General features: G+C 62.9%; 21 protein-coding genes. 4 read left to right on the forward strand and 17 right to left on the reverse strand.

What is annotated here, in order from left to right; genetic code table 11:
- Positions 1–29 precede the first annotated feature (29 nt).
- On the reverse strand, positions 30–1,046 hold the full coding sequence (hrcA, locus tag ACQ4WQ_RS22510) for a heat-inducible transcriptional repressor HrcA (RefSeq protein WP_436500123.1): 1,017 nt from the start codon (positions 1,044–1,046) through the stop codon (positions 30–32).
- Between the two features lie 117 nt (positions 1,047–1,163).
- Positions 1,164–1,889, reverse strand: coding sequence for an HAD family hydrolase (locus ACQ4WQ_RS22515; RefSeq protein ID WP_326459808.1), 726 nt, complete (start codon positions 1,887–1,889; stop codon positions 1,164–1,166).
- A 244-nt stretch (positions 1,890–2,133) separates the two neighbouring features.
- Here ACQ4WQ_RS22515 and ACQ4WQ_RS22520 point away from each other — a divergent pair, with 244 nt between their 5' ends.
- Both ACQ4WQ_RS22520 and ACQ4WQ_RS22525 read left to right on the forward strand, forming a co-directional pair.
- Entirely contained in the window at positions 2,134–2,733 is a 600-nt protein-coding gene (locus tag ACQ4WQ_RS22520) for a hypothetical protein (RefSeq protein ID WP_436500126.1), read from the forward strand.
- A 41-nt stretch (positions 2,734–2,774) separates the two neighbouring features.
- Positions 2,775–3,356 (forward strand): hypothetical protein, encoded by a 582-nt coding sequence (locus ACQ4WQ_RS22525; protein WP_436500128.1) that lies wholly within the window; start codon positions 2,775–2,777, stop codon positions 3,354–3,356.
- A gap of 188 nt (positions 3,357–3,544) precedes the next feature.
- On the opposite strand, the gene mmsB is transcribed toward ACQ4WQ_RS22525, so the two are convergent.
- From mmsB to ACQ4WQ_RS22550, 5 genes are read right to left on the reverse strand one after another with little or no spacing between them, the layout of a single operon-like run.
- On the reverse strand, positions 3,545–4,447 hold the full coding sequence (mmsB, locus tag ACQ4WQ_RS22530) for a 3-hydroxyisobutyrate dehydrogenase (RefSeq protein WP_436500130.1): 903 nt from the start codon (positions 4,445–4,447) through the stop codon (positions 3,545–3,547).
- 23 nt (positions 4,448–4,470) lie between these two features.
- Positions 4,471–5,598 (reverse strand): enoyl-CoA hydratase/isomerase family protein, encoded by a 1,128-nt coding sequence (locus ACQ4WQ_RS22535; RefSeq protein ID WP_436500132.1) that lies wholly within the window; start codon positions 5,596–5,598, stop codon positions 4,471–4,473.
- The gene (locus ACQ4WQ_RS22540) at positions 5,591–6,376 is read right to left on the reverse strand and encodes an enoyl-CoA hydratase (protein WP_326459813.1); all 786 of its coding nucleotides are present in this window, start codon (positions 6,374–6,376) and stop codon (positions 5,591–5,593) included. Before ACQ4WQ_RS22540 ends, ACQ4WQ_RS22535 begins: the two co-directional genes overlap by 8 nt.
- A complete protein-coding gene (locus ACQ4WQ_RS22545; protein WP_436500134.1) occupies positions 6,373–7,533 on the reverse strand; it encodes an acyl-CoA dehydrogenase family protein in 1,161 nt (386 codons plus the stop codon). The genes ACQ4WQ_RS22540 and ACQ4WQ_RS22545 overlap by 4 nt, the downstream gene beginning before the upstream one ends.
- Before the next feature lie 9 nt (positions 7,534–7,542).
- Positions 7,543–9,051 (reverse strand): CoA-acylating methylmalonate-semialdehyde dehydrogenase, encoded by a 1,509-nt coding sequence (locus tag ACQ4WQ_RS22550; protein WP_436500136.1) that lies wholly within the window; start codon positions 9,049–9,051, stop codon positions 7,543–7,545.
- Between the two features lie 157 nt (positions 9,052–9,208).
- On the opposite strand from ACQ4WQ_RS22550, the gene ACQ4WQ_RS22555 reads away from it, so the two are divergent.
- Positions 9,209–10,591, forward strand: coding sequence for a short-chain fatty acyl-CoA regulator family protein (locus ACQ4WQ_RS22555; protein ID WP_326459815.1), 1,383 nt, complete (start codon positions 9,209–9,211; stop codon positions 10,589–10,591).
- Between the two features lies 1 nt (position 10,592).
- On the opposite strand, the gene ACQ4WQ_RS22560 is transcribed toward ACQ4WQ_RS22555, so the two are convergent.
- Genes ACQ4WQ_RS22560 through ACQ4WQ_RS22590 form a run of 7 tightly spaced genes read right to left on the reverse strand, consistent with a single transcriptional unit; the run spans position 10,593 to position 17,516 of the window.
- Positions 10,593–11,648, reverse strand: a complete 1,056-nt coding sequence (locus ACQ4WQ_RS22560; RefSeq protein WP_436500139.1) for an adenosine deaminase family protein — start codon at positions 11,646–11,648, stop codon at positions 10,593–10,595.
- Positions 11,649–11,673: 25 nt separating this feature from the next.
- On the reverse strand, positions 11,674–12,618 hold the full coding sequence (locus ACQ4WQ_RS22565; protein ID WP_436500141.1) for a nucleoside hydrolase: 945 nt from the start codon (positions 12,616–12,618) through the stop codon (positions 11,674–11,676).
- A gap of 20 nt (positions 12,619–12,638) precedes the next feature.
- Complete coding sequence (locus ACQ4WQ_RS22570; RefSeq protein WP_436500142.1) at positions 12,639–13,670, reverse strand: ABC transporter ATP-binding protein; 1,032 nt, start codon at positions 13,668–13,670, stop codon at positions 12,639–12,641.
- Positions 13,671–13,683: 13 nt separating this feature from the next.
- Complete coding sequence (locus tag ACQ4WQ_RS22575) at positions 13,684–14,463, reverse strand: ABC transporter permease (RefSeq protein WP_070290842.1); 780 nt, start codon at positions 14,461–14,463, stop codon at positions 13,684–13,686.
- Positions 14,460–15,299 (reverse strand): ABC transporter permease, encoded by an 840-nt coding sequence (locus ACQ4WQ_RS22580; RefSeq protein ID WP_230501731.1) that lies wholly within the window; start codon positions 15,297–15,299, stop codon positions 14,460–14,462. The genes ACQ4WQ_RS22575 and ACQ4WQ_RS22580 overlap by 4 nt, the downstream gene beginning before the upstream one ends.
- Before the next feature lie 21 nt (positions 15,300–15,320).
- Positions 15,321–16,343, reverse strand: a complete 1,023-nt coding sequence (locus ACQ4WQ_RS22585) for an ABC transporter substrate-binding protein (RefSeq protein ID WP_230501729.1) — start codon at positions 16,341–16,343, stop codon at positions 15,321–15,323.
- A gap of 57 nt (positions 16,344–16,400) precedes the next feature.
- Positions 16,401–17,516 (reverse strand): porin, encoded by a 1,116-nt coding sequence (locus tag ACQ4WQ_RS22590; protein ID WP_436500145.1) that lies wholly within the window; start codon positions 17,514–17,516, stop codon positions 16,401–16,403.
- A gap of 226 nt (positions 17,517–17,742) precedes the next feature.
- Here ACQ4WQ_RS22590 and ACQ4WQ_RS22595 point away from each other — a divergent pair, with 226 nt between their 5' ends.
- Complete coding sequence (locus ACQ4WQ_RS22595; protein ID WP_034778821.1) at positions 17,743–18,660, forward strand: LysR family transcriptional regulator; 918 nt, start codon at positions 17,743–17,745, stop codon at positions 18,658–18,660.
- An 8-nt stretch (positions 18,661–18,668) separates the two neighbouring features.
- Here the strand turns inward: ACQ4WQ_RS22595 and rsmA are convergent, their stop codons facing one another.
- The 3 genes from rsmA to ACQ4WQ_RS22610 all read right to left on the reverse strand — a co-directional run bounded on the left by rsmA (position 18,669) and on the right by ACQ4WQ_RS22610 (position 22,018).
- Positions 18,669–19,448, reverse strand: a complete 780-nt coding sequence (rsmA, locus tag ACQ4WQ_RS22600) for a 16S rRNA (adenine(1518)-N(6)/adenine(1519)-N(6))-dimethyltransferase RsmA (protein ID WP_436500147.1) — start codon at positions 19,446–19,448, stop codon at positions 18,669–18,671.
- Positions 19,449–19,548: 100 nt separating this feature from the next.
- The gene (gene pdxA, locus ACQ4WQ_RS22605; protein ID WP_436500149.1) at positions 19,549–20,604 is read right to left on the reverse strand and encodes a 4-hydroxythreonine-4-phosphate dehydrogenase PdxA; all 1,056 of its coding nucleotides are present in this window, start codon (positions 20,602–20,604) and stop codon (positions 19,549–19,551) included.
- A 19-nt stretch (positions 20,605–20,623) separates the two neighbouring features.
- The gene (locus tag ACQ4WQ_RS22610) at positions 20,624–22,018 is read right to left on the reverse strand and encodes a peptidylprolyl isomerase (protein WP_232731233.1); all 1,395 of its coding nucleotides are present in this window, start codon (positions 22,016–22,018) and stop codon (positions 20,624–20,626) included.
- Between the last annotated feature and the right edge of the window lie 77 nt (positions 22,019–22,095).

The following is a 22,095-nucleotide window of genomic DNA, read 5'->3' on the forward strand; positions in this document are numbered from 1 at the left end:
GGGGCCGGCCGGCGCAGCATTGAACCGCATCAATGATGGCTGAGCGCGCTCGACAGTAATTTAGCCGTAATATCAACGATCGGAATCACGCGCTCGTACGCCATGCGCGTCGGTCCGATCACTCCCAACGTTCCCACGATCGTGCCGTTGACTTCATACGGCGCCGTCACCACGCTCATTTCATCCATCGGCACCAGGTTCGATTCGCCGCCGATAAAAATCTGCACGCCCGTCGCCTTGCTCGACACGTCGAGCAACTGCATCAAGCCCGTCTTTTGCTCGAACATGTCGAACATCTGGCGCAGCGAATGCATGTTCGATGACAGATCGCTCACGCTGAGCAAGTTGCGCTCGCCGGAAATCACCATGTCGTCGCTATGGTCGGCCATCGCTTCGCTGCCCGCTTCCACGGCCGCCTGCATCAGACTGCCCATGTCGTCGCGCAACTGGCGCAGCTCGCCCTGCAGGCGCACGCGCACGGCGTCGAAGGACAGGCCGCCATAATTCTGGTTGATATAGTTAGCCGATTGCACCAGTTGCGCCGGCGTATAGTCGGCTTCCGTCAGCAATAAACGGTTCTGCACGTCGCCGCCCGGGGCGACGATGACGAGCAGGATGCGTTTTTCGGACAGGCGCAGGAATTCGATTTGCTGGAACACGGATTCGCGGCGCGGGCTGAGCACGACGCCGGCGAATTGCGACAGCGACGACAGCATCTGCGCCGCGTTGGCGATGGTTTTTTGCGGCTGCGGCGTCTGCAGGCGCATGCGCGATTCCACCATGTGCTCGTCCAGGTGCCGGACGGTCAGCAAGGTATCGACAAAGATGCGGTAGCCGCGCGGCGTGGGGATGCGTCCGGCCGAGGTGTGCGGACTGGACACATAACCGAGCTCTTCCAGGTCGGCCATGATGTTGCGGATCGTGGCCGGCGACAGGTCGAGGCCGGAAATTTTCGACAAGGCGCGCGAACCGACCGGCAGGCCGTCGGCGATATATCGCTCGACCAGGGCTTTCAGCAGTGTTTGGGCACGTGTATCGAGTTGCATGGTGTCTTAGGTAAGCAAATATTCTTTAAACAAGCATATTGTTAAGCAAGCGGCAGCGAAAGCGGCCGAACGTGCATCAACAGCGCCTATTATGCACGTTCGCCCGGCCGGCGGCGATCAATCTTCCAGTTGCCCCTGCAGCCACAGCAGCAATTCATCAAAGTTGGCGCAGATGGCGTCGGGCCGCACGCCAGCGGCCAGGTGGGCGTCGCTGCCCTTGCGGTTCATCCACACGGCACGCATGCCCGCCCCTTGCGCTCCCGTCACATCGAAATACAGATCGTCGCCCACATACACGGCCTCATGGGGCGCCACGCCCAGCGCGGCGCAAGCGGCCAGGAAGATGCTGGCGTCGGGCTTGGCCACGCCGAAATCGCTGGCGGCAATCGACACCTTAAAATGCTGCGCCAGGCCGATAATTTCAAGGTCCGCATTGCCATTCGAGATCGAGCCGAGCAGCATGCGCTGGCCCATCCAGGCCAGGCCTGGCAAGACATCGTCATACGGCTGGACGCGATGGCGCGCGGCCAGGAACTGCGCGATGGCGCCGTCGACCAGGGCGGCATCCTCGCCAGCGGCCTCGAAGGCGGCCAGCAGGCCCGCGCGGCGCAACTCGATCAGATTGCCATGGAAATGCGGTTGTTCGTTCAGCATGGCCAGGCGGTGCTGGCGCAGCAGCTCGATGGAAAACTGCTGCGCCACCTTGGGCGCATGCGTGGCCAGCCAGTCGTGCAGCAGGGTTTCGGCGGCGGCAATCACGGGCGCGATGGGCCACAAGGTATCGTCGAGGTCGAACAGGATAGCCTTGGGCGGCACGGCAGGTTTTACAGGAGCAAGGGACATGGGACTCACGGTGGATGCCGCGCCACAGTGCGCAGCCTGCATCTATTGTCGCATTGATCGCCGCCGCCAGCATGGCTGCGCCCCCGTGAAATGGGGCCGGGCCAGCGCTTCCCGGCGAAAAATTGTTACAGGGTGATACAAGGCAAGATCATCGAGCTTGCCAGATAGACTAAAATAGGCGCCATTCCAATGCGGCGCCAGCGTCCGCGTTGCGCTACCCAACCTAATTCGTTTTGGAGAATGTATGAAAAATTTGTACCTGCGCTCGATGCTGGCGGCGGCTTGCGCCGTCACACTGGCGGCCTGCGGCGGCAGCGGCGGCAACCTGTATCTGAGCGGCCAAGTCTCCAATCTGGCAAAAAATGGCCTGATTCTGCTGAATAATGGCGAAAGCTTGCCGGTTTCCGCGGGCCAGACTTCCTTTGTTTTCACCAAGCTGGTCAGCACCGATGACCGCTACGATATCACCATCGCGCAACAGCCAAATGGCGCCGTCTGCACGATTACCAATGGCGCCGGCAAGGCATCGAGCTATACCGTGACCACGGCCTTCGTGAGCTGCGTGACCAATTCCTATCCGCTGAGCGGCGCCATCACGGGCTTGACCGCCGACGGCTTGACCCTGGCCATCGGCAATACCACCACCAGCCCGCTGAAAGGCAGCACCAGCTATACGTTCCCGAACGTCAATGACGGCATCGCTTACAACATTTCCATAGCGACGTATCCAACGGGCCAGACATGCAAGTTCGTGGGCTCTGCCAGCGCCAACGGCCGCGATGTCGTCGGCACCATGGGTTCAGCCGCCACGACCGGCGCCGCACTGAACTGCACGGCGCTGTAAGCCACGCGATTCGTCACCACTATATTGGATTGGAGAAATACATGAAGTTATCCTGCCTGCGCCCTCTCGCCGCGCTGCTGTTGACCCTGGGACTGGCTGCTTGCGGCGGCAAGGCCTCGTATGATGTCAGCGGCACCATCACCAACTTGAACACCAACGGCCTGGTCCTGGCCAACGGCGGCGTCAATCTCCCGATCAACGCGGGCCAGACCTCGTTTACCTTTGCCAAGCGCATCGACTATGGCACCGACTACAACATCACCGTGCAGACCCAGCCCGCGCACATGAATTGCACCGTCAGTGGCGGAACCGGTTCGGCCGGTCACTACCTGAGCATCCAGGCAGCGGTCATGTGCACGCAAAATACCTACACGGTAGGCGGTACGGTGACTGGCCTGACGGCCGACGGCCTGATCTTAATCTACGGCAATGCGCAAACCGCGGTGGCCAAGGACAGCACGACTTTCACTATGGGAATGCGTGTTCCCGATGGCGATACGTATGGCATCAGCGTCTTTACCCAGCCGACCGGATTGAAATGCGAAGTGTTAGGAGACACCGGCGTCGGCGTCATGGGCGAAGCGAACGTGACGACTGTAAAGATCGCCTGCAATCCGGGCTAACGCTGCGGCGCTGGCAGCCGCCGCGCGGCTGCCAGGAAGAGATATCATGGAAATCTATAGTTGATATTCCAAAGATAAATTGGAGTTATATGTGGCAATGCAGCATAATGCATCTGTCTCCTCCAACTCTTCCAAGAATTGGATTTAGCCCGCTTTCACCAGCGGGCTTTTTTTTGCCCAAAAATTCCTCAGGCGGCTTGATTCAAGCCCGGCTGCAGCATCTGCACGATGCTGGAGAAATCCTGCTGCGCATAACCGGCTTGCGCATGCATCTGGTACAACTGGCGCACCAGGCCGCCCAAGGGCGTGGGCGCGTTCGCAGACAGGGCCGACTGCTGCGCCAGGCCCAGGTCCTTCAGCATCAGCGCCGTACCGAAGCCGCCCGTGTAATTGCGCGACGCGGGCGTGCCATCCATGACGCCGGGCCACGGGTTATACACTTCCAGGGTCCAGTTGCGTCCCGAACTCTTGGCCATGATGTCGGACAACACTTTCGGATCGAGTCCATGCGCCACGCCCAGGTTCAGCGCCTCGGCCGTCCCCGCCATCAGAATGCCCAGCAGCATGTTGTTGCAAATCTTCGCTACCTGGCCCGCGCCCGCCTCGCCCGCATGGAAGATGTTCTTGCCCATCTTTTCCAGCAAGGGCCGGGCCTGCTGCAAAGCCGCTTCGCTGCCGCCGACGATGAAGGTCAGGGTGCCGGCCGCCGCGCCCGCCGTGCCGCCCGAGACGGGCGCATCGATCATGGCAAAGCCCCGCTCGCTGGCCGCCTGCGCCACCTGGCGCGCCACGTCGGCGGCGATGGTGCTGCAATCGATGAACAGGGCGCCGGGCTTGGCCGAGTCGAGCACGCCGCCGGCCGCCAGGTACAGTTCCTGCACGTGCTTGTTGGCCGGCAGCATGGTGATGACGGCGTCGGCCGTCTGCACGGCCGCGCTGGCGGACACAGCCGCCGTGGCGCCCGCCTCGACCAGCGATGCCACCGCCGCTGGCGCCAGGTCGAACACGGACACGTGGAAGCCGGCGGCGACCAGGTTGCGGGCCATCGGCGCGCCCATGTTGCCCAGGCCGATGAAAGCGATATGTTGCATAGTAAAAATCTCCTGTGGTTCTTTTAATGCAGGTCGCGCAAAGGATGGTTATCCCACGGCGCTGCAAAGTATTCATCGAGATACGCCGCGCTGACGTCGGCCAGGCTGGCCGGTTGCCACTGCGGCGCGTTGTCCTTGTCGATCAGCAAGGCACGCACGCCTTCGCTGAAGTCTGCATGGGCGCAGCATTGCACGGCCACGATCAGTTCCAGCTGGAACACTTGCGCCAGACTCATGTGGCGCGTGCGCTCGCGCATGGCCCACACCAGGGCGGCCGAGCTGGGTGCGCCCTTGTCGAGCGAGTGGGCGGCCTTTTGCAGCCAGGCCGAGTCGCCGGCATAGGCGGCAATGGCGGCCACCACTTCGGGCAGAGTGGGCGCTTGCGTCAGCGCGGCGATGGCGTCGAAGTTGGCGCGCACTTCGGAGACGGGCAGCATGGACGCCGGGGCCGAGAAACCGCGCAGCAAGCGGCTCAGCTGCTGGTGGTTCGCTTGCGGATTGGCTTGCCATTGCGCCAGCGCCAGCGCGTCGAGCACCATGGCGCGCTCTTCCTGGCGCAGGAAATAGTCGCCCAGGCCCGCGAACAGGGCGTCGGCCGCGTTCAGCGGCGCCCCCGTCAAGCCCAGGAACAGGCCGCTGCGTCCCGGCATGCGGCCCAGGAACCAGCTGCCGCCCACGTCGGGGAACAGGCCGATCGTGATTTCCGGCATGGCAATGCGCGTGCTTTCCGTCACCACGCGGTGGCTGGCGCCCGCCATCAGGCCCAGGCCGCCCCCCATGACGATGCCGCCGCCCCACACCAGCAGCGGTTTCGCATACGTATGGATGCGGTGGTCGAGCCGGTATTCCTCGGCAAAGAAGGCCAGCGCCTGCGGGTTCGGCACGACACCCGGTTGCTCGGCCACGGCCGAACGCAGGCTGCGCACGTCGCCGCCCGCGCAAAAAGCCTTGTCGGTCGACGATTGCAGCACCACGCAGGCAATCTGCGCATCACCGGCCCAGCGCACGAGGGCGCCGTCGATGGCGCGTATCATGTCCAGGGTCAGCGCGTGCAAGGACTTTGGCGCATCGAGCGTGATGACGCCCAGCTTCATGCCGCCGGGACAGTCGCGCTCCTCGATTTTCACGGTTTCAAGCAAAGTCTCAACCATTCTTCCACTCCGCCGGACGTTTTTCCAGGAAGGCCTGCACGCCCTCTTTCTGGTCTTGCGTATCGAACAAGCCGAGGAACAGGGTGCGCTCGTCGGGCAGGGAATCGACCAGCGGATGGCTGCGCGCGCCCTGGATCAGGGTCTTGCATGCCGTCACGCTGCTGGGGCTCTGGCGCGCCACTTTGGCAGCCAGTGCCAGCGCCGTGGCGGCAGCCTTGCCGGTTGGCACAACTTCCTCGACGAGGCCGATGGCCAGGGCCTTGTCCGCATCGACTCTCTCGCCACATAAAATCATGCGCTTGGCCCAGCCTTCGCCCACCAGCCACGGCAAGTGCTGCGTGCCGCCCGCGCACGGCAGCAGGCCGACCGAGGCTTCCGGCAAGGCCATCTGTGCATGCTCCTCGGCGATGCGGATGTCGCAGGCGAGCGCGCATTCGAGCCCGCCGCCCATGGCATAGCCATTGATGGCGGCGATGCTGACGCCGCGAAACGCGGACAGCGCCTCGAACGCCTCGCCAAACGCGGCGGCCATGGCGAACGCCGTGTCTTTGTTTCCGTCAGCAAACACCTTCAGATCGGCGCCGGCCGAGAAGAACTTCGCGCCGCCGCCCGTGATCACGAGCGCGTACACGTCGGCGTCCGCATTCAGGTCGGCCACCAGCTCCTTCAGGGCGTGCAGGCTGGCCAGGGTCCACGTATGGGCAGGCGGGTTGTCGAGGGTCACCAGGGCCGTGTGGCCACGGCGTTCCAGCAGCAGGTTGGTATACACTTTAGTCATCGTAAGGTCTCCGTGGCGCCGTCTTTCAGAATCGCTCGCGCGACGATCAGGCGCATGATTTCATTTGTCCCTTCCAGGATCTGGTGTACCCGCGTGTCGCGCACGTGGCGCTCGAGCGGGTATTCGCGGATGTAGCCGTAGCCGCCGTGCAACTGCAGCGCATCGTTGGCCACATTGAAACCCACATCCGTGGCGAAACGCTTTGCCATGGCGCAATATGCCGTCGCGTCCGGACTTTCCTGGTCCAGTTTCCAGGCAGCCAGGCGCACCATCTGGCGCGCCGCCACCAGCTCCGTCAGCATGTCGGCCAGCTTGAACTGCAAGGCCTGGAACTGGGCCAGCTCCCGGCCGAACTGCGTGCGCTCCTTCATGTACGCTTGCGCGCGCGTGAGGGCCGCCTGCGCCGTGCCCACCGAGCACACGGCGATATTGATGCGCCCGCCGTCGATGCCCTTCATGGCGATGGCAAAGCCTTCGCCTTCCGCGCCCAGCAAGTTACCGACAGGCACTTTCACCTGGTCAAAGCTGATGATGCGCGTGGGCTGGCTGTTCCAGCCCATCTTTTCTTCTTTCTTGCCATACACGATGCCGGGCAAATTCGCCGGCACGGCAAAGGCGGAAATACCGGCCGCGCCCTCGCCGCCCGTGCGCGCCATGACGATCAGCATATCCGTCTGGCCCGCGCCCGAGATAAACGCTTTCGTACCGTCCAACACGTAGAAATCACCGTCCTTGACGGCTTTCGTGCGCAACGATGCCGCATCCGAACCGGACTGCGGTTCCGTCAGGCAATAGCTGGCCAGCTTCTGGCCGGCGGCCAGGGCCGGCACCCACTCGTCGCACAGCGCTTCCTGCCCCCAGCGCGACAGCATCCAGGTGGCCATGTTGTGAATCGTGATATAGGCCGTGGTCGAGGTGCAGCCGCCGGCCAGTTCCTCGAAGACGATGGCCGCATCCTGACGGCTCAAGCCCAGGCCGCCCCAGCGCTGCGGCGTGTACAGGCCGCAAAAGCCCATCTCGCCCGCCTTGGCGATGGTTTCCACGGGGAAGATCGATTCCGCATCCCAGTGGGCCGCGTGCGGCGCCAGTTCGCCTTCGGCAAACGCGCGCGCCGCCTGCTGGAACTCGCGCTGTTCGTCGCTCAATTCAAAGTCCATGGCGGCTCCTTACTTGAGGCTGATGGTGGTGTTGACCTTGCCCACCGAGGCCGCATCCGTGAACCAGCGCTGGGTGATCGTCTGCGTCTGCGTGTAGAACAGCACGACCTGCTTGCCGAACGGGCCCAGGTCGCCTAGCTTGGAGCCGCGCGAACCCGTAAAGCTGAACAGGGGCACGGGCACGGGAATGGGGACGTTGATGCCCACCTGGCCCACGTCGATTTCTTCCTGGAAGTAGCGCGCGGCGGCACCGCTTTGCGTGAACAGGGCCGTGCCATTGCCGTTCGGATTCGCGTTTACCAGCGCAATCGCTTCATCGAGCGTGTCGACTTCGACGACGATCAGGACGGGGCCAAAAATTTCCTGGTCATACACGACCATGCCGGGTTTCACGCCGGACAGGATCGTCGGCCCGACGAAGTTGCCGTTCGGATAGCCATCAACCTTCACGTCGCGGCCATCGAGGGTCAGCACGGCGCCCTGCTCGATGCCCTTGGCAACCAGGCTGTGCACGCGCTCTTTTGCCGCGCACGAGATGACAGGGCCCAGGTCCGGGTTGTCCTTGCCGGCGCCCACCGTCAGGGTTTGCGCCTTGGCGGACAATTCCGGCAGCCATTCGCGCGCTTCGCCCACCAGCACGGCGACGGAAGCGGCCATGCAACGCTGGCCGGCCGCGCCGAAACCGGCGCCCAGCAGCTGGTTCAGGGTCTGTTCTTTATTTGCGTCCGGCAAAACGACGGCGTGGTTCTTGGCGCCCATCATGCATTGCGCGCGCTTGCCGTTCAGGCTGGCGCGCTGGTACACATGCGTGCCCACCTTGCTCGAGCCGACGAAGGAAATCGCCTTGATGTCCGGATGGTCGCACAGGGCGTTGACGACGTCCTCGCCGCCGTGAATGACGTTCAGCACGCCGGCCGGAATGCCCGCCTGCAAGGCCAGGCGCACGAGTTTTTCCGTCACCAGCGGGTCTTGCTCCGATGGTTTCAGCACGAAGGTATTGCCGCAGGCAATCGCCATCGGGAACATCCACAGAGGGATCATGGCGGGAAAGTTGAACGGGGTGATGCCGGCGCACACGCCCAGCGGCTGCATCACGCTGTAGGTATCGACGCCGCCGGCCACGTTTTGCGCATATTCGCCCATTTGCAGGGTGCCGATATTGGCCGCATGCTCGACCACTTCCAGGCCGCGGAACACGTCGCCTTCCGCGTCGAGCAGGGTCTTGCCCTGTTCCATCGTCAAGGTGGCGGCCAGGTCGGCCATGTTTTCGCGGATCAGCTGCTGCAGCTTGAGGAAAATGCGGGCACGGGCGCCGATCGGCGTCTTGCGCCAGGTTTTGAAGGCGCGCTGGGCCGAGGCGATGGCCGCGTTGACCTCATCGGGCGTGGCGAACGGTACCTTGGCCAGGACTTCCTGCGTGGCGGGGTTGACGACGTCGCGCCAGACGGTGGTGCGGGATTCAACCCATTCGCCGTTGATCAACAGTGAAACGGTCGGAATTGCAGTTTGCGTGGTCACTCGGTGTCTCCTCGTTGGGGTATAGGTCTGTTTGCATTATTCGCACAATCCAGCCTGCAAACAAGGCGTGAAAATGCGAGATAATGCAAAGACGAATCTGTTAATCTGCAAAGATTGTAAATTTGCAGACTCCACAAACCGGGGAAGAGGAAACGCGATGGCAAAGGTTTTCATGGGCGTGCGCCTGCAGCGGCTGCGCGAGGAACGGCGCATGACGCAGGTGGCGCTGGCCAAGGCCCTGGGCATCTCGCCCAGCTATCTGAACCAGATGGAGCGCAACCAGCGCCCGCTGACGGTGCCGATCCTGCTGCGCATCGGCAGTGTTCTCGGTGTCGATCCGCAAATCTTTTCCGAACACGACAGCGCCAGCCTGGTGGCCGACGTGCGCGACGTGTTCGGCGAATTGCCCGACGCGCCGCCCACCTCGATGGCGGAATTGAAAATGCTGGTGGAAAACATGCCGGAACTGGCACGCTCGATTTTGCTCTTGCAGCGGCGCTACCGCGTGATGGCGGAACGGGCCGATACCTTGGCCGCACGGCTCGACGACGGCAGCCGCGGCGCCAGCTCGGCGGCGCCCTCCACGGACGAGGAAGTGCGCGAATACCTGAACCGGCGGCAAAACTATATCGATGAGCTGGACCGGGCGGCCGAACGGGTGGCGGGCGAACTCGATCCGGCCCTGCGCACGCTCGACGCGCTGCAAAGCCGGCTGCTGGAGCGCCACGGCATCCAGGTGCGGCTGTCCGATGGCGACGCGGGCATGGTGCGCAAGCACCGCTTTGATGCACAACAACACATCCTGTTTCTGCCCGACACCCTGACGGGCGGCCAGCGCGCCTTCCAGATGGCGGCGCAAATCAGCCTGCTCGAGCACAGCGACCTGATCGATGCCCTGGTGCTGGCGGCGGGATTGTCCGGCGCGGCCGCGCAAACGGGCGCGCGCCTGGCCTTCTCCAATTATTTCGCGGGCGCCCTCTTGATGCCCTACCAGCGTTTTTTACAGGCGGCGGAAACGCGCGCCTACGATATCGAGCGCCTGGCGCACCAGTTCGGCGTGGGCTTCGAAGCCGTATGCCACCGTTTGAGCACCATGCAGCGCCCCGATGCGGCGGGGCTGCCCTTCTTTTTCGTGCGCGTCGACCGCGCGGGCAATGTCTCGAAGCGCCAGTCGGCCACGGATTTTCACTTTTCACGGGTGGGCGGCACCTGCCCCCTGTGGATCGTGTACGACGCCTTCAGCCATCCGGGCCAGGTGCTCACGCAAGTGGCCAGCATGCCCGACGGCTGCACCTATCTGTGGATCGCGCGCCAGGTGAGCACGGCGTCGCCCGGCTTCCGCGCGCCGGGCAAGACGTTTGCCGTGGCGCTGGGCTGCGACATCTCGCAGGCGCACCGCTTGATCTATTCGAAGGGACTCGATCTGCACGACCCTTCCAGCGCCACGCCCATCGGCACGGGCTGCAAGGTGTGCGAGCGCCAAAGCTGCCCGCAGCGGGCGTTTCCGTCGCTGCTGGCCCCACCACCGGCATCGGCCTGATTTACTCGACGACTCTTGCCCGCAGCGCGTCGAATGCGCGCGTAAATTCCGCGCGCCAGTCGCGCCGCGTGGACTCGTCTATCCAGGCCGCGTCGAGGCCATTCAACATGAAGCCGCGCATGTCGTCGAGGCCGAAGCCGAATTCGCGCATCATCATCCAGGCGCCTGTCGGCGTCACGTGGTGCAGGGTCGGATCGTCCGTATTCGGATGCAGTTTCAGGCCCAGCTTGGCCATGGCGCGGATCGGGTGATCGAGCGCCCAGCGTTCGGGCGCCAGGGTGCGCAGGTAATACGAATTGGTGGGCACGACGGTGAACACCAGGCCCCGCTCCACGCAGCGCTGCGCCAGCTCCGGGTTGTCGACGATCGTGTAACCATGGTCGACCCGGTCCACCTGCAATTCGTCTATCGCCGTCGCCACGTTCATCCACGGCATGCCGAATTCGCCCGCGTGGGCCGTGCACTTGAAACCGGCCTCGCGCGCGGCGCGGTAGGCTTCGATGAACAGTTCGGGCGGACGGTCGTTTTCGCGGTAGTCGATGCCGATGCCGATCACTTCCGGCGCGCGGTAGGCCTTCATCCATTCCACCATCTGCACGGCTTCGGCGGGAGCCGCTTCACGGTCGATGCTGGGGATCAAGCGGCCAATCACGCCGAAATCGCGCTGCGCGTCGCGGATGGCGGCCACGATGGCGTCTTGCGCCGACTCGTAGCGGATGCCCGAGACGCGCACGGTGCCGGTCGGATTCCAGAAGAACTCCGCGTAGCGCACGCCATGGCCATGCACGTCTTCCAGGTATTCGTAGGCGAGGCAATACAGGTCCGTCGGCGAGACGATCAGGTGCGCGTCGAGCGCGCGCAACACGCGCAGCACGCCGACGGGCTTGTCGCCGCGCGTGTAAAACGCGTCGATTTCCTCGGGGGTGACGACATTGCCCGTCTTGGCGGCCAGCGCGCGAAAAGTGGCCTGGCGCACCGTGCCGAACAGGTGGCAATGCAGCTCCACTTTCGGCATGGCGCGTAAAAACTGTTCGATGCTCAGGGAGGAATTAGACATGAAGCTCGTTTCGTAGTGAAGTGGGTCAGACGAGAATGGCGGCCAGGCGGCGCATCAGGCGCTCGATGGCGGCCGGGCCATCGGCCAGCATCGCCACCTGCGTGTTGATGGCGGCGCGGCGCGGCACGCGGAATTCGCACACCGTCATGCCGCGCGTCAGTTCGCCCGTCAATTCGATGGCCACGTGAGCCGGCTGGAACTGGAACAGCTGCGGCGCTTCCAGGTACAGGGCCACCACGGGATCGTACATGGGCATGGGCACGGAACCGTCGCTGCTCCGGATGCGCACATACGCTTCCAGGTAGCCGGCCAGACGCTGCGCGCGCGGCGTGCCGATGGCGCGCAGGCGTTCCACTTCCGCATTCGTCACCAGGAGCTGGCGGCACAGGTTCAAGCCGAACATGCGCAGCGGGATGCCGGCCTTGAACACTTGGGCGGCCGCTTCCGGGTCCGCATAGATATTGAATTCGGCCGCCGCCGTATGGTTGCCCTGGTCGGTCGAGCCGCCCATGAGGATGATCTCGACGATTTTCTCGGCGATATCGGGCGCGCGCGTCAAGGCCGTGGCCAGGTTCGTCATCGGCGCGATCGCCATGATGGTGATCTGGCCAGGATGCTTGCGCACGGCGGCGATCAGCGCGTCGACGGCATGGCCCGCCGCATCGCTGGCGGCGCCGGGCGGCAGGATGTCGCCCGTGGTCGGCATGCCGCTGTCGCCGAGGATGCGCTGCGCCGTTTCGATGACGCCGGCCAGCGGTTCTTCGCAGCCGCGGTAGATCGGCACCGTCAAGCCGTCATGGGCCTTGATGCGCAAGGCATTGTCGTAGGTGATGTCGACGGGCGCATTGCCGGCCACCACGCTCACACCCAGCCACTCGATATCGGGATTGCTGCCCAGCAGCAACATCGTCAGCCAGTCGTCGAAACCGGGGTCGGTGTCGAGCCATATCTTTTTCAAGGCTTGGGTCATGATGGTCTCAGGTTAAAAAATCAGGCAGCCAGCCACAGGGCGCTGTCGGACGGCAGCACGAACGAGACGGCCGTGCCTTCGCGCCAGGCGGCGCCGCCGGCCGCGCAAATGCCCTTGACCTGGCCCAGCGGCGTTTGCAGCAGGTATTCGACGGTGTCGCCCAGGAAGCCGCGTGCCAGCACGGTGCCAGGGTAGTTACCTGCCGTGTCGTCGGCGGCACAGACGCGCACCTTGTCCGGACGCCAGCCCAGCACCGTGGTGCCGGCAGCGACGGGAGACGTGTACGGCAGGCTGGCGCCGGCGTGGTGCAGCGCGCCGTCGCGGTAGTCGAACAGGTTTTCGAAGCCCATGAAGTTGGCGACGAAGCGCGTCGACGGCGTATTGAAGACGGCTTCCGGCGCGGCCAGCTGCTCGATGCGCCCGCCATTCATGACGACGATGCGGTCGGACAGGGCCAGCGCTTCTTCCTGGTCATGCGTCACGTACAGCATGGTGATGCCCAGTTCGCGCTGGATGCGGCGCAGCTCGGCGCGCATCTGCACGCGCAGCTTGGCGTCCAGGTTCGACAACGGCTCGTCCAGCAGCAGCAGGGCCGGTTCGACGACGATGGCGCGCGCCAGCGCCACGCGCTGCTGCTGGCCGCCGGACATCTGCGCCGGCAGGCGCGTCTCGAACCCCGTCAGGCCCACGGCGGCGATCACGGCTTCCACTTTCGTTTTCAGCAGGGCCGGCGCCACCTTGCGCAGGCGCAGGCCGAAGGCGATGTTGTCGTACACGTTCAGGTGCGGGAACAGCGCGTACGACTGGAAGACCATGCCGATATTGCGCTTGTTCGGCGCCAGCTTGCCGATTTCGCGGCCGTCGAGCACGATGCGGCCCGACTGCAGCGGCATCAGGCCGGCGATGGCGCGCATGGTGGTGGTCTTGCCGCAGCCGCTGGGGCCCAGCAGGGAAATCAGCTCGCCCTGCTCGACGTGCAAGTCCAGGTCTTTCACGGACGTCGTGTTCTTGGCGTAGCCGAGGTTCAGCTTGTGCAGTTCCAGATAACTCATCGTGTGTTGCCTCTTACATGTATTTAGAAATGCCCAGCACCTTCTCGGTCACCATCACGAAGGCCATGGTGAACAAGACCAGCAAGGTCGACAGGGCAGCGATCGACGGATCGAAACTGTTTTCCATATGGCCCAGCATCTCGATCGGCAAGGTGCTGATGCCGGGGCCCGTCAGGAACAGCGAGACGGGCACCTGATTGAACGAGGTGACGAAGGCGAGGAAGAAGGCGGCGATCACGGCGTTGCGGATATTCGGCAGCACGATCATGAAGAACGCGCGCAGGCGCGACGCGCCCAGGGTGATGGCGGCATCCTCGATATCCACGCGCAGGTTGACCAGGCTGGCGTACACGACGCGCACCGAGTACGGAATCAACAACGCGATATGGCCGATCAGCAGGCCCACGTACACGGGCGCATTGATCGTCAGCACCAGGTGGTGCAGCAAGCCCAAACCGACCAGGATGGCGGGAATGATCAGCGGCGACGTCAGGATCTGGCGGATGGCGCCGATGCCGGGCGGGGGCATGCGCGAAAACGCATACGCGACGGGTATGCCCAGCAACAGGGCGATGACGGTGGCGATCAGGCCGATTTCCAGGCTGGTCTGGAAGGCGCGGCGGAACTCGGGCGCAGCCCACACTTCGAGGATCCAGCGCAGCGAATACGACTCGGGCGGGAAGGCCAAGGTTTCGCCACCGGAAAAGCCGGCCAGCACGACGATGGCGAAGGGCCCCAGCAGGAACAAAAACACCAGCCATAAAACGGCACGTGAAAACAAGCTTTCTTTCATACGGAACTCCGGCTCGAGGAAATACGTTTAAGGCCGGCATTCACCAGCAGGGTCATGCAGACGAGGATGACGGCGATGACGTTGGCCGCGCCGAAATCGCTCTCCACGCTGACCTTCTGGTACAGCAGCGTTTCCAGCATCAGCACCTTGGTGCCACCCAGGAGGGCCGGCGTCACGTAGGCCGTCACGCAGCCCGTAAATACCAGGGTGCCGCCGACGACCAGGCCTTCCTGCGTCAGCGGCAGGGTGACCTTGCAAAACACTTGCCATGGATTGGCGCCGAGGGTGGCGGCGGCCGGTTCCACGTCGCGCGGCAGGTTTTCCAGCGCGCCCGCCAGCGACATCAGCATCAAGGGCAGCAGCAGTTGCAGCAGGCCGACAAACACGGCGAACTCGCTGAACAGCAGGCGCAGCGGCTCGTCCGTGAAACCCATGTTGACGAGCGCCGCGTTGAGGGCGCCGTTACGGCCCAGCAGCACGATCCACGCATAGGTACGCGCGATCGGCGAGACCATCAGCGGCAGGATCATCATGCCGACCACCAGCCCGCGCCACTTGGGCGACACGCGCGCCACGGCTTGCGCGGCCGGATAGCCGAGGATGATGGACGCCAGGGTCACCAGCGCGGCGATGCGCAAGGTGCGCCAGAAGATGGTGCGGTTGAATTCCTGCGAAAAGAATGCGACGAAGCGCTCAACACCCCACTGCATACCGTCGCCGACGCGGAAGGCGTCGACCAGCAAGGCCAGCACGGGCAGCAGGAAGCAGACGACGATAAAGATCAGCGCGGGCAGGACCAGCAGCAGTCCCAGGCGCTTTTTTGGATCAGCAAACATGGTGTTTTCTCCTCGTCACCACTATTTGCTCATGGCCTTGTTCCACTGCGTCATCCAGTTGCTGCGCTGTTTGATGATGGTTTCCGGCTTGACGAATTTCAGCGAACTGATCTGGTCGGCGCCATAGGTATTGAATTGCGCGGCGGCCACGGACAGGCGCACATCCTTGTTGACGGGCGAGTCGACCAGATTGGTCGCCAGCTGCGTCTGCACTTCCTTGGACAGCCAGAAATCCATCAGCTGGTAGGCCAGGTCCGCATTCTTCGAACCGGCGACGATGCCCATCACGTTCATGCCGGCCGCCTGGCCTTCGGCCGGGATGCTCCATTTCAGGGGCAGCCCCGTCTTGAGCATTTGCGACCAGGTAAAGCGCGCCACGGGCGCGGCCCAGATTTCATCCTGCGCGAACAATGCCGCCAGCTGCGCGCTGTTCTTCGAGAACGTGACGACGTTGCCCTTCATGCCGACGATCTTCGCAAAGCCCGTGGCGTAGTCGTCCGTCTTGCCGCCCCAGGCCGCGTCGGCCATGCGCAGCATCAAGGGGCCCTGCGTGGTGCTCACGTCGGGGAAGGCCACGCGGCCCTTCAGTTCGGGGCGCCACAGGTCCTTCCAGGACGTCAGCGGGGCAACCTTGTCGCTGCGGTACACCAGGCCCACCGAGTACAGCGTGTAACCGACGGCGAAGTTGCCGCCGATAGGGTTTTTCGCCACGTCGTACAGGGCCTTGTAATTGCTCAGCTTGGAGTAATCCATGGGCTGGATCACGCCCTTTTGCGCCGCTTCCAGCATGCCGGAATCGGACAGCAGCACCAGGTCGATGACCGGGTTCTTGGCATGTACCACCAGCTTGGCGATGCGGTCCGCGTTATTCCCCGTTTCCACCTTGATGTCGCAACCGCATTTGGCCTTGAACGGCTCGTACACATACTTCATGAACAAGGGCTGGGCAATCGGATAGGCCGAAATGACCAGCTCGCGTTTTTCCGCGTGGGCGGCGTTGGCCAGCAAGCCTAGGCTCAACGCCAACATGAGGTGCTTTTTCAAGATGCTTCCTTTCAGGGGGCGGCGCTGCGGGACAGCGCCTGTAAAGATGAATCAGACTCAGAAATAATGTCGCATGCCGACGATCAGGACACTTTGCGTCTTGCCGGCAGAGGCACCGAAACCGAACACGCGGGCGAACGTCGCATCGCCGGCCGCTTTCTGGTAGCTCCAGGTGACGGCGACATCGGTGCGCTTGGACAGGAAGTAATCGGCCTGGAAGTTGACCTGATGCCATTTCGGCGTCTTGTTGATCACATCATATTTACCGGTGGTATAGAAATACGATGCGCCCAGGTTCAGCGCTTCCGTCAGCTTGTGGTTCACGTTCAGATCCACGTTTTGCAAGGTCAGATTGCTTTGATCCAGGTAGTGGTAGCGCACGTTGGTGTACAGCGCGCCAAACTTGGTCCTGCCCACATTATAAAAGCCTCCCGTGCCGACGATGGCCTGGCTATCCACGCCGGCGCCCTTGACGGCGCTCTTGTTGAAGATCAACAGGGAACTGCCATAGTCATTGCCGATGGCGCCATTCGGCGCGTCCGGGCTGTTCGGGTGATCCATCTTGGTGTAGGCGACGGCCCAGCTGAAGGCATCGACCTTGTAGCCGGCGCCCATGCTGTAGACGCGGTTGCGGTTGGAATCCGCCGGATTTTCGCTGAAGCCATACAAACCCGTAAACGACAGGTTGCTGATGTTCGGGCTGACATACTTGACGGCATTTTGCACACGCAGGTTGTTGTAGCCATTGTCGTTGTCGCCAATGTGCACGCCGTTACTGGCGATCACTACCGGGCCCAGCAGGTCCTTGACGGCTTCGTACTGACGGCCCAGGGTCAGGGTGCCCTTGTCGTTGCTGGACAAGCCCACATACGACTGGCGGCCGAACAGGCGGCCGCTTTGCGACGCCGTGCCCGTCATCACATTAAAACCGTTTTCCAGCACGAAGACGGCCTTGGTGCCATCGCCCAGGTCTTCCTGGCCGCGGAAACCGATGCGGGGATTCTGGTTCGTGCCGCTCAGCGCATGCGTGCGGCTGCCGTTACCCTCATCCGAGACATAGCCGATACCGGCCGACAGCAAGCCGTACACTTGCACGCTGCTTTGCGCCTGCGCCGCGCCCTGCGCCGCCAGCAAGCCACCCACTACCATCGTTCCCGTCATCCATTTGTTCATCGCCGCCACCCTAAAAAGAATAAACCCTGAGTTTTTTTGGAATTATTTTATTGATGCATCCCTTGCATGGCGCGCCGCCGTACGTCCCGGCACCGCATTCCAGGCTCTTTCCCTGAAGATTGTTGCTTTCAAGGCAAGTAAGGACCAGTCCAGAATATGGTAAATTGCGGGATAAGAAAATTTGTTTATTTTTATAAATCCATTATTTTTTCTAATAAGCAAACTCATGCATGAACTGAGCAAGAAGATTTCCTTACGACATTTGCAAGCGTTTGCCACCCTAGCCCGGGTAAACAGCTTCAGCAAGGCTGCACAGGAATTGTGCGTGACCCAGCCGGCCCTCAGCGCGTCGATCAAGCTGCTGGAAAATCAGCTGGGAAAAAAGTTGTTTAACCGCACAACCCACCAGCTGGAACTGACGCGCGAAGGCAAGCTGGCGCTCGATTACGCCACGCATTTATTGAATACGGCGAGCAACACTTTTGCCGATATCCAGCGCGCCATCGGCAGCGGCCGGCACCGTATCCGCATCGGCGCCATCCCCTCTGCCATGGCGATGACGGCCGTGGTGGTGGCGCGCTACTGCGAGCAGCATGGCGATGAAGTGGAAATCGTCCTGTCGGACATGCCCAACGACGGCTTGCTGCATGCGCTGCATTCGGGCCAGCTGGACTTTTGCGTGGGCATCGAGGTGCCCGGTTCCGTGTCGCTGGAAAGCGTGGGCTTGTTCGAGGATGAGCTGGTCCTGGTGACGGCGGGACGCCATGCGCTGGCGCCGCTCAAGGAAGTGCGCTGGGAACAGCTGGCGGGCCAGGAAATCGTCGTGTTTACCAAGGGCAGCATCTGGGAATTCGCCTCGAGCGCCCTGCGCCAGCATGGCTTGAGCCCGTCGAGCCTGTACCAGATGATCCACAGCGAGTCGCTGTACGGCGTGGTGCGCGCCGGCATCGCTGTGGGCATCATGCCCAGCCTGTACACGACCTTCCTCAACGACGAGGATCTGCATGTGGCGCCGCTGCGCCAGCCCACCTGCAAGCGCAAGATCGCCTTGATGCGGCGCAATGAAATCAGCCGCAACCACCATGTGGACGACTGTTTTTCAGCGTTGCGCCAGGATTTGCAGCAGGTCGATCAGTGGTTTTAAGTTAAAACTCAAGCAGGCGCCTTCAGCAGGTTCGCCAGGGCAACATACTGCTCCAGGCCCACGGTTTCCGGACGCAGGGTCGGGTCGATGCCGGCCGCCTTGATCTGCTCTTCCGTAAACATGCCGGCCAGGCAATTGCGGATCACCTTGCGGCGCTGCGAAAACGCCTTCATGACGACGGCTTCCAGCGTGGCCTGGTCGCAGGCGAGGCGCTCGACCACGGGAATCATGCGCACGATGGCCGATTCCACTTTCGGCGGCGGATCGAAGGCCGTCGGCGGCACGATGAACAGCAAGGACATGTCATAGCGCCATTGCAGCATCACGGACAAACGGCCATACGCCTTGCTGCCCGGTTCGGCCACCATGCGTTCGACGACTTCCTTTTGCAGCATGAAATGCTGGTCTTTTACCAGCGGCGCGAAGTCCGCCAGGTGGAACAGCAGCGGGCTGGAAATGTTATATGGCAAGTTGCCCACGATGCGCAGCTTCTGGCCGGCCGGCACGGGGATTTGCGCAAAATCGAATTTCAGCGCGTCGCCCGAGTGGATCGTCAGCTTGGCTGGATTGAAGGTCTTTTCCAGGCGCACGATCAGGTCGCGGTCCAGCTCGACCACATGCATCTGTTTCAGGTGGCGCAGCAGCTGCTCCGTCATGGCGCCCAGGCCGGGGCCGATCTCGACCATGGCATCGTCCGGCTGCGGCGCGATGGCGGCCGTGATGTCGTCGAGGACGAAGCGGTCATGCAGGAAGTTCTGGCCAAAGCGTTTGCGGGCAACGTGTTTCATAATGTGTTTTCTATCAATGCGGTAAAGCCGGCACAGGCCGGCGGGATCGGTTGAGCAAGCAGCGTCGGGTTAGGCCGTGCGGGCCAACCCGACCTGCGCTCTATGCTCTGGTCGGGGTACTCGCGCGCAGCATGTCGAGCGCCGTTTGCAGCGCTTGCTCCATGCTGTGGCAATCGGCCAGGCCCAGCCCTTGCGCGGCCAGGTCCAGCGCCGTGCCATGGTCGACCGAGGTGCGTATCAGCGGCAAGCCCAGGGTGATATTGATGCCGCGCCCGAAGGTCGCGTATTTCAGCACGGGCAAGCCCTGGTCGTGGTACATGGCCAGCACGCAGTCGGCATCGGCCAGGTACTTGTGCTGGAACAAGGTGTCGGCCGGGTACGGTCCGCGCGCATCGATGCCGCGCGCTTGCGCCGCGGCAATCGCGGGGCCGATCACCTCGATTTCCTCGCGTCCCAGATAACCACCCTCGCCCGCGTGCGGGTTCAGGCCGGTGACCAGGATGCGCGGCGCGGCGATGCCGAATTTCTGTTGCAGGTCCGCCTGGATGATATCCAGGGTGACGGCCAGGCTGTCCATCGTGATGGCAGTGGACACGTCCTTCAAGGGCAGGTGCGTGGTGGCCAGCGCAACGCGCAGGGTCGGCTCACCGTGACCCGGTTCGCCGGCCAGCATCATCACCACTTGCGGCGTGCCGGTTTTTTCTGCCAGGTATTCCGTATGGCCGGAAAACGCCACGCCCGCGTCGTTGATCGTGCTCTTTTGCAAGGGCGCCGTCACCATGGCGCCAAACCAGCCGGCCTGGACACCTTCCACGGCCGCGTCCAGGGTGGCCAGCACGGAGCGGCCATTTTCCTTGTCCAGCACGCCAGGGATGACATTGTTCACAGTGGGAATGTCGATCACGGCCAGGCGGCCGGGACCGAACTGGGGCAAGCCGCTGTTGCGCACGGCTTGCAGCGACAGCGCCGCCAGGCGGATCTCCGGATCGATCAGGCTGGCCGTCAGCGCCAGGAAAGCGGCGTCGCCCAGCAAGATGCAGTTGACTTCATTGCGCATGGCCCAGGCTGCGCGTATGGAGATTTCCGGGCCGACACCGGCCGGTTCGCCACAGGTAATGGCGATGGCCGGGCGGCGTGCAACAGGCAAGTTACTCATGCGCAATGAATCAGCAGCATTACTGGTCGTCCGCGCGGAATTCGACGTAAGCACGGTCGCGCACTTCGCGCGCCCAGTTTTCCGTCGCTTCTTCCAGCTTGCGTTCGCGCAAGGCATTGCGTGCGGCGGCGCGCTGCTTCTCTTTCGAGACGTCGTCGCTCTTGCGTTCCAGCACTTCGATCAGGTGGAAGCCAAAGCTCGATTCGATCGGCTGGCTCACCTCGCCCGGTTTCAGCGCATTCATCGCCGTTTCGAATTCCGGCACGGTGTCGCCTGGATACAGCCAGCCCAGGTCGCCGCCCTTGGCCGCGGAACCGTCGTTCGAGAACAAACGGGCCAGGTCTTCGAACTTGGCGGCCTTGTTGTCGAGACGCTCTTTCAATTCCAGCAGTTTGCGCTTGGCTTCGGCCGCCGACAGGGTCGGCGTCACTTTCAGCAGGATGTGGCGGGCATGCGTTTGCTGCACGGCGGCCACGGCTTGCGCCTCGGCAGCGCTACGGCGGTCCACCAGCTTCAGGATATGGAAGCCCGTGTTGCTCTTGATGATAGGCGTGATCTGGCCTGGCTTCAATTTCAGCAACTGTTCCGTGAACAGGGGCGGCAGGCGGTCGCTCTGGCGCCAGCCGATATCACCGCCGCTCAGCGCATCGCTGGCGTCGGAATAGGTGGCGGCCATCTTGGCGAAATCGGCGCCCGTGCGCAGCTGGCGGCTGACTTCTTCGGCGCGCGCGCGGCGTGCGGCGATTTGTTCGGGGCTGGAGTTTTCCGGAATGCGCACGAGAATTTGCGCCAGGTTCATCTCCACCTGTTCGCTGGCTGCCGCTTTTTCCGCTTCCAGGAAGTTATCCACTTCGGAATCGGAAATCTGGATCTTGGCGTCGACTTCGTGCTCGCGCAGGCGCTGCATGATGATTTCATCGCGGATTTCTTCGCGGAAGGTCGCAAACGGCGTGCCTTCTTTTTCCATCTGGTTGCGCAGCTCTTGCACCGTCATCTTTTGCTGTTCAGCAATACGGCCAATCGCGCGGTCCAGGGTCAGGTCATCCACGCGCACGCCCATTTCCTTGGCCAGCTGCATTTGCGCGCGCTCGACAATCATGCGCTCGAGCAATTGGCGGCGCAGGTCGGCAGGGTCGGGAAGCGGGATATTCTGCGCCTTCATGCGCTGCTCCACGCTCTTGATACGGGCCGCCACTTCATTGCGCGTGATCACATCGTCATTGACGACGACGGCGATGGAGTCGATGGTCTGGCCACTGCTCGAGGCGGGGGGAGTGAAGCCCTTGACCGGCGCTGGAGCAGCGGCAGCGGGCTTGGCTGCAGGCGCTGGCGCAGCCTGTTGCGCCCAGACACTACTGGTCGTGGCGCCGGAAATGGCGCACAACAAGACCGTTGCAATTTTGAGTTGGTGCATACTGGCATTACGCATAATGTGTAGAGCGCTCATGAGTTCAGGTGAATAAAAAAACCGGTTTGTGCCAGCGCCGGGAA

Source organism: Janthinobacterium goodfellowi, from assembly GCF_051380695.1.
Taxonomy (GTDB): Bacteria; Pseudomonadota; Gammaproteobacteria; order Burkholderiales; family Burkholderiaceae_D; genus Janthinobacterium.

Excerpts from the sequence above, each read along its gene's own strand:
- ACQ4WQ_RS22525 (WP_436500128.1), top strand. The coding sequence starts at position 2,775 with ATGAAGTTATCCTGCCTGCGCCCTCTCGCCGCGCTGCTGTTGACCCTG.
- rsmA (WP_436500147.1), bottom strand. The coding sequence starts at position 19,448 with ATGAAACACGTTGCCCGCAAACGCTTTGGCCAGAACTTCCTGCATGAC.
- hrcA (WP_436500123.1), bottom strand. The coding sequence starts at position 1,046 with ATGCAACTCGATACACGTGCCCAAACACTGCTGAAAGCCCTGGTCGAG.
- ACQ4WQ_RS22515 (WP_326459808.1), bottom strand. The coding sequence starts at position 1,889 with ATGTCCCTTGCTCCTGTAAAACCTGCCGTGCCGCCCAAGGCTATCCTG.
- ACQ4WQ_RS22565 (WP_436500141.1), bottom strand. The coding sequence starts at position 12,618 with ATGACCCAAGCCTTGAAAAAGATATGGCTCGACACCGACCCCGGTTTC.
- ACQ4WQ_RS22575 (WP_070290842.1), bottom strand. The coding sequence starts at position 14,463 with ATGAAAGAAAGCTTGTTTTCACGTGCCGTTTTATGGCTGGTGTTTTTG.
- ACQ4WQ_RS22590 (WP_436500145.1), bottom strand. The coding sequence starts at position 17,516 with ATGAACAAATGGATGACGGGAACGATGGTAGTGGGTGGCTTGCTGGCG.
- ACQ4WQ_RS22535 (WP_436500132.1), bottom strand. The coding sequence starts at position 5,598 with ATGGTTGAGACTTTGCTTGAAACCGTGAAAATCGAGGAGCGCGACTGT.
- ACQ4WQ_RS22570 (WP_436500142.1), bottom strand. The coding sequence starts at position 13,670 with ATGAGTTATCTGGAACTGCACAAGCTGAACCTCGGCTACGCCAAGAAC.
- ACQ4WQ_RS22580 (WP_230501731.1), bottom strand. The coding sequence starts at position 15,299 with ATGTTTGCTGATCCAAAAAAGCGCCTGGGACTGCTGCTGGTCCTGCCC.
- ACQ4WQ_RS22560 (WP_436500139.1), bottom strand. The coding sequence starts at position 11,648 with ATGTCTAATTCCTCCCTGAGCATCGAACAGTTTTTACGCGCCATGCCG.
- mmsB (WP_436500130.1), bottom strand. The coding sequence starts at position 4,447 with ATGCAACATATCGCTTTCATCGGCCTGGGCAACATGGGCGCGCCGATG.
- ACQ4WQ_RS22610 (WP_232731233.1), bottom strand. The coding sequence starts at position 22,018 with ATGCACCAACTCAAAATTGCAACGGTCTTGTTGTGCGCCATTTCCGGC.
- ACQ4WQ_RS22555 (WP_326459815.1), top strand. The coding sequence starts at position 9,209 with ATGGCAAAGGTTTTCATGGGCGTGCGCCTGCAGCGGCTGCGCGAGGAA.
- ACQ4WQ_RS22545 (WP_436500134.1), bottom strand. The coding sequence starts at position 7,533 with ATGGACTTTGAATTGAGCGACGAACAGCGCGAGTTCCAGCAGGCGGCG.
- pdxA (WP_436500149.1), bottom strand. The coding sequence starts at position 20,604 with ATGAGTAACTTGCCTGTTGCACGCCGCCCGGCCATCGCCATTACCTGT.
- ACQ4WQ_RS22540 (WP_326459813.1), bottom strand. The coding sequence starts at position 6,376 with ATGACTAAAGTGTATACCAACCTGCTGCTGGAACGCCGTGGCCACACG.
- ACQ4WQ_RS22595 (WP_034778821.1), top strand. The coding sequence starts at position 17,743 with ATGCATGAACTGAGCAAGAAGATTTCCTTACGACATTTGCAAGCGTTT.
- ACQ4WQ_RS22520 (WP_436500126.1), top strand. The coding sequence starts at position 2,134 with ATGAAAAATTTGTACCTGCGCTCGATGCTGGCGGCGGCTTGCGCCGTC.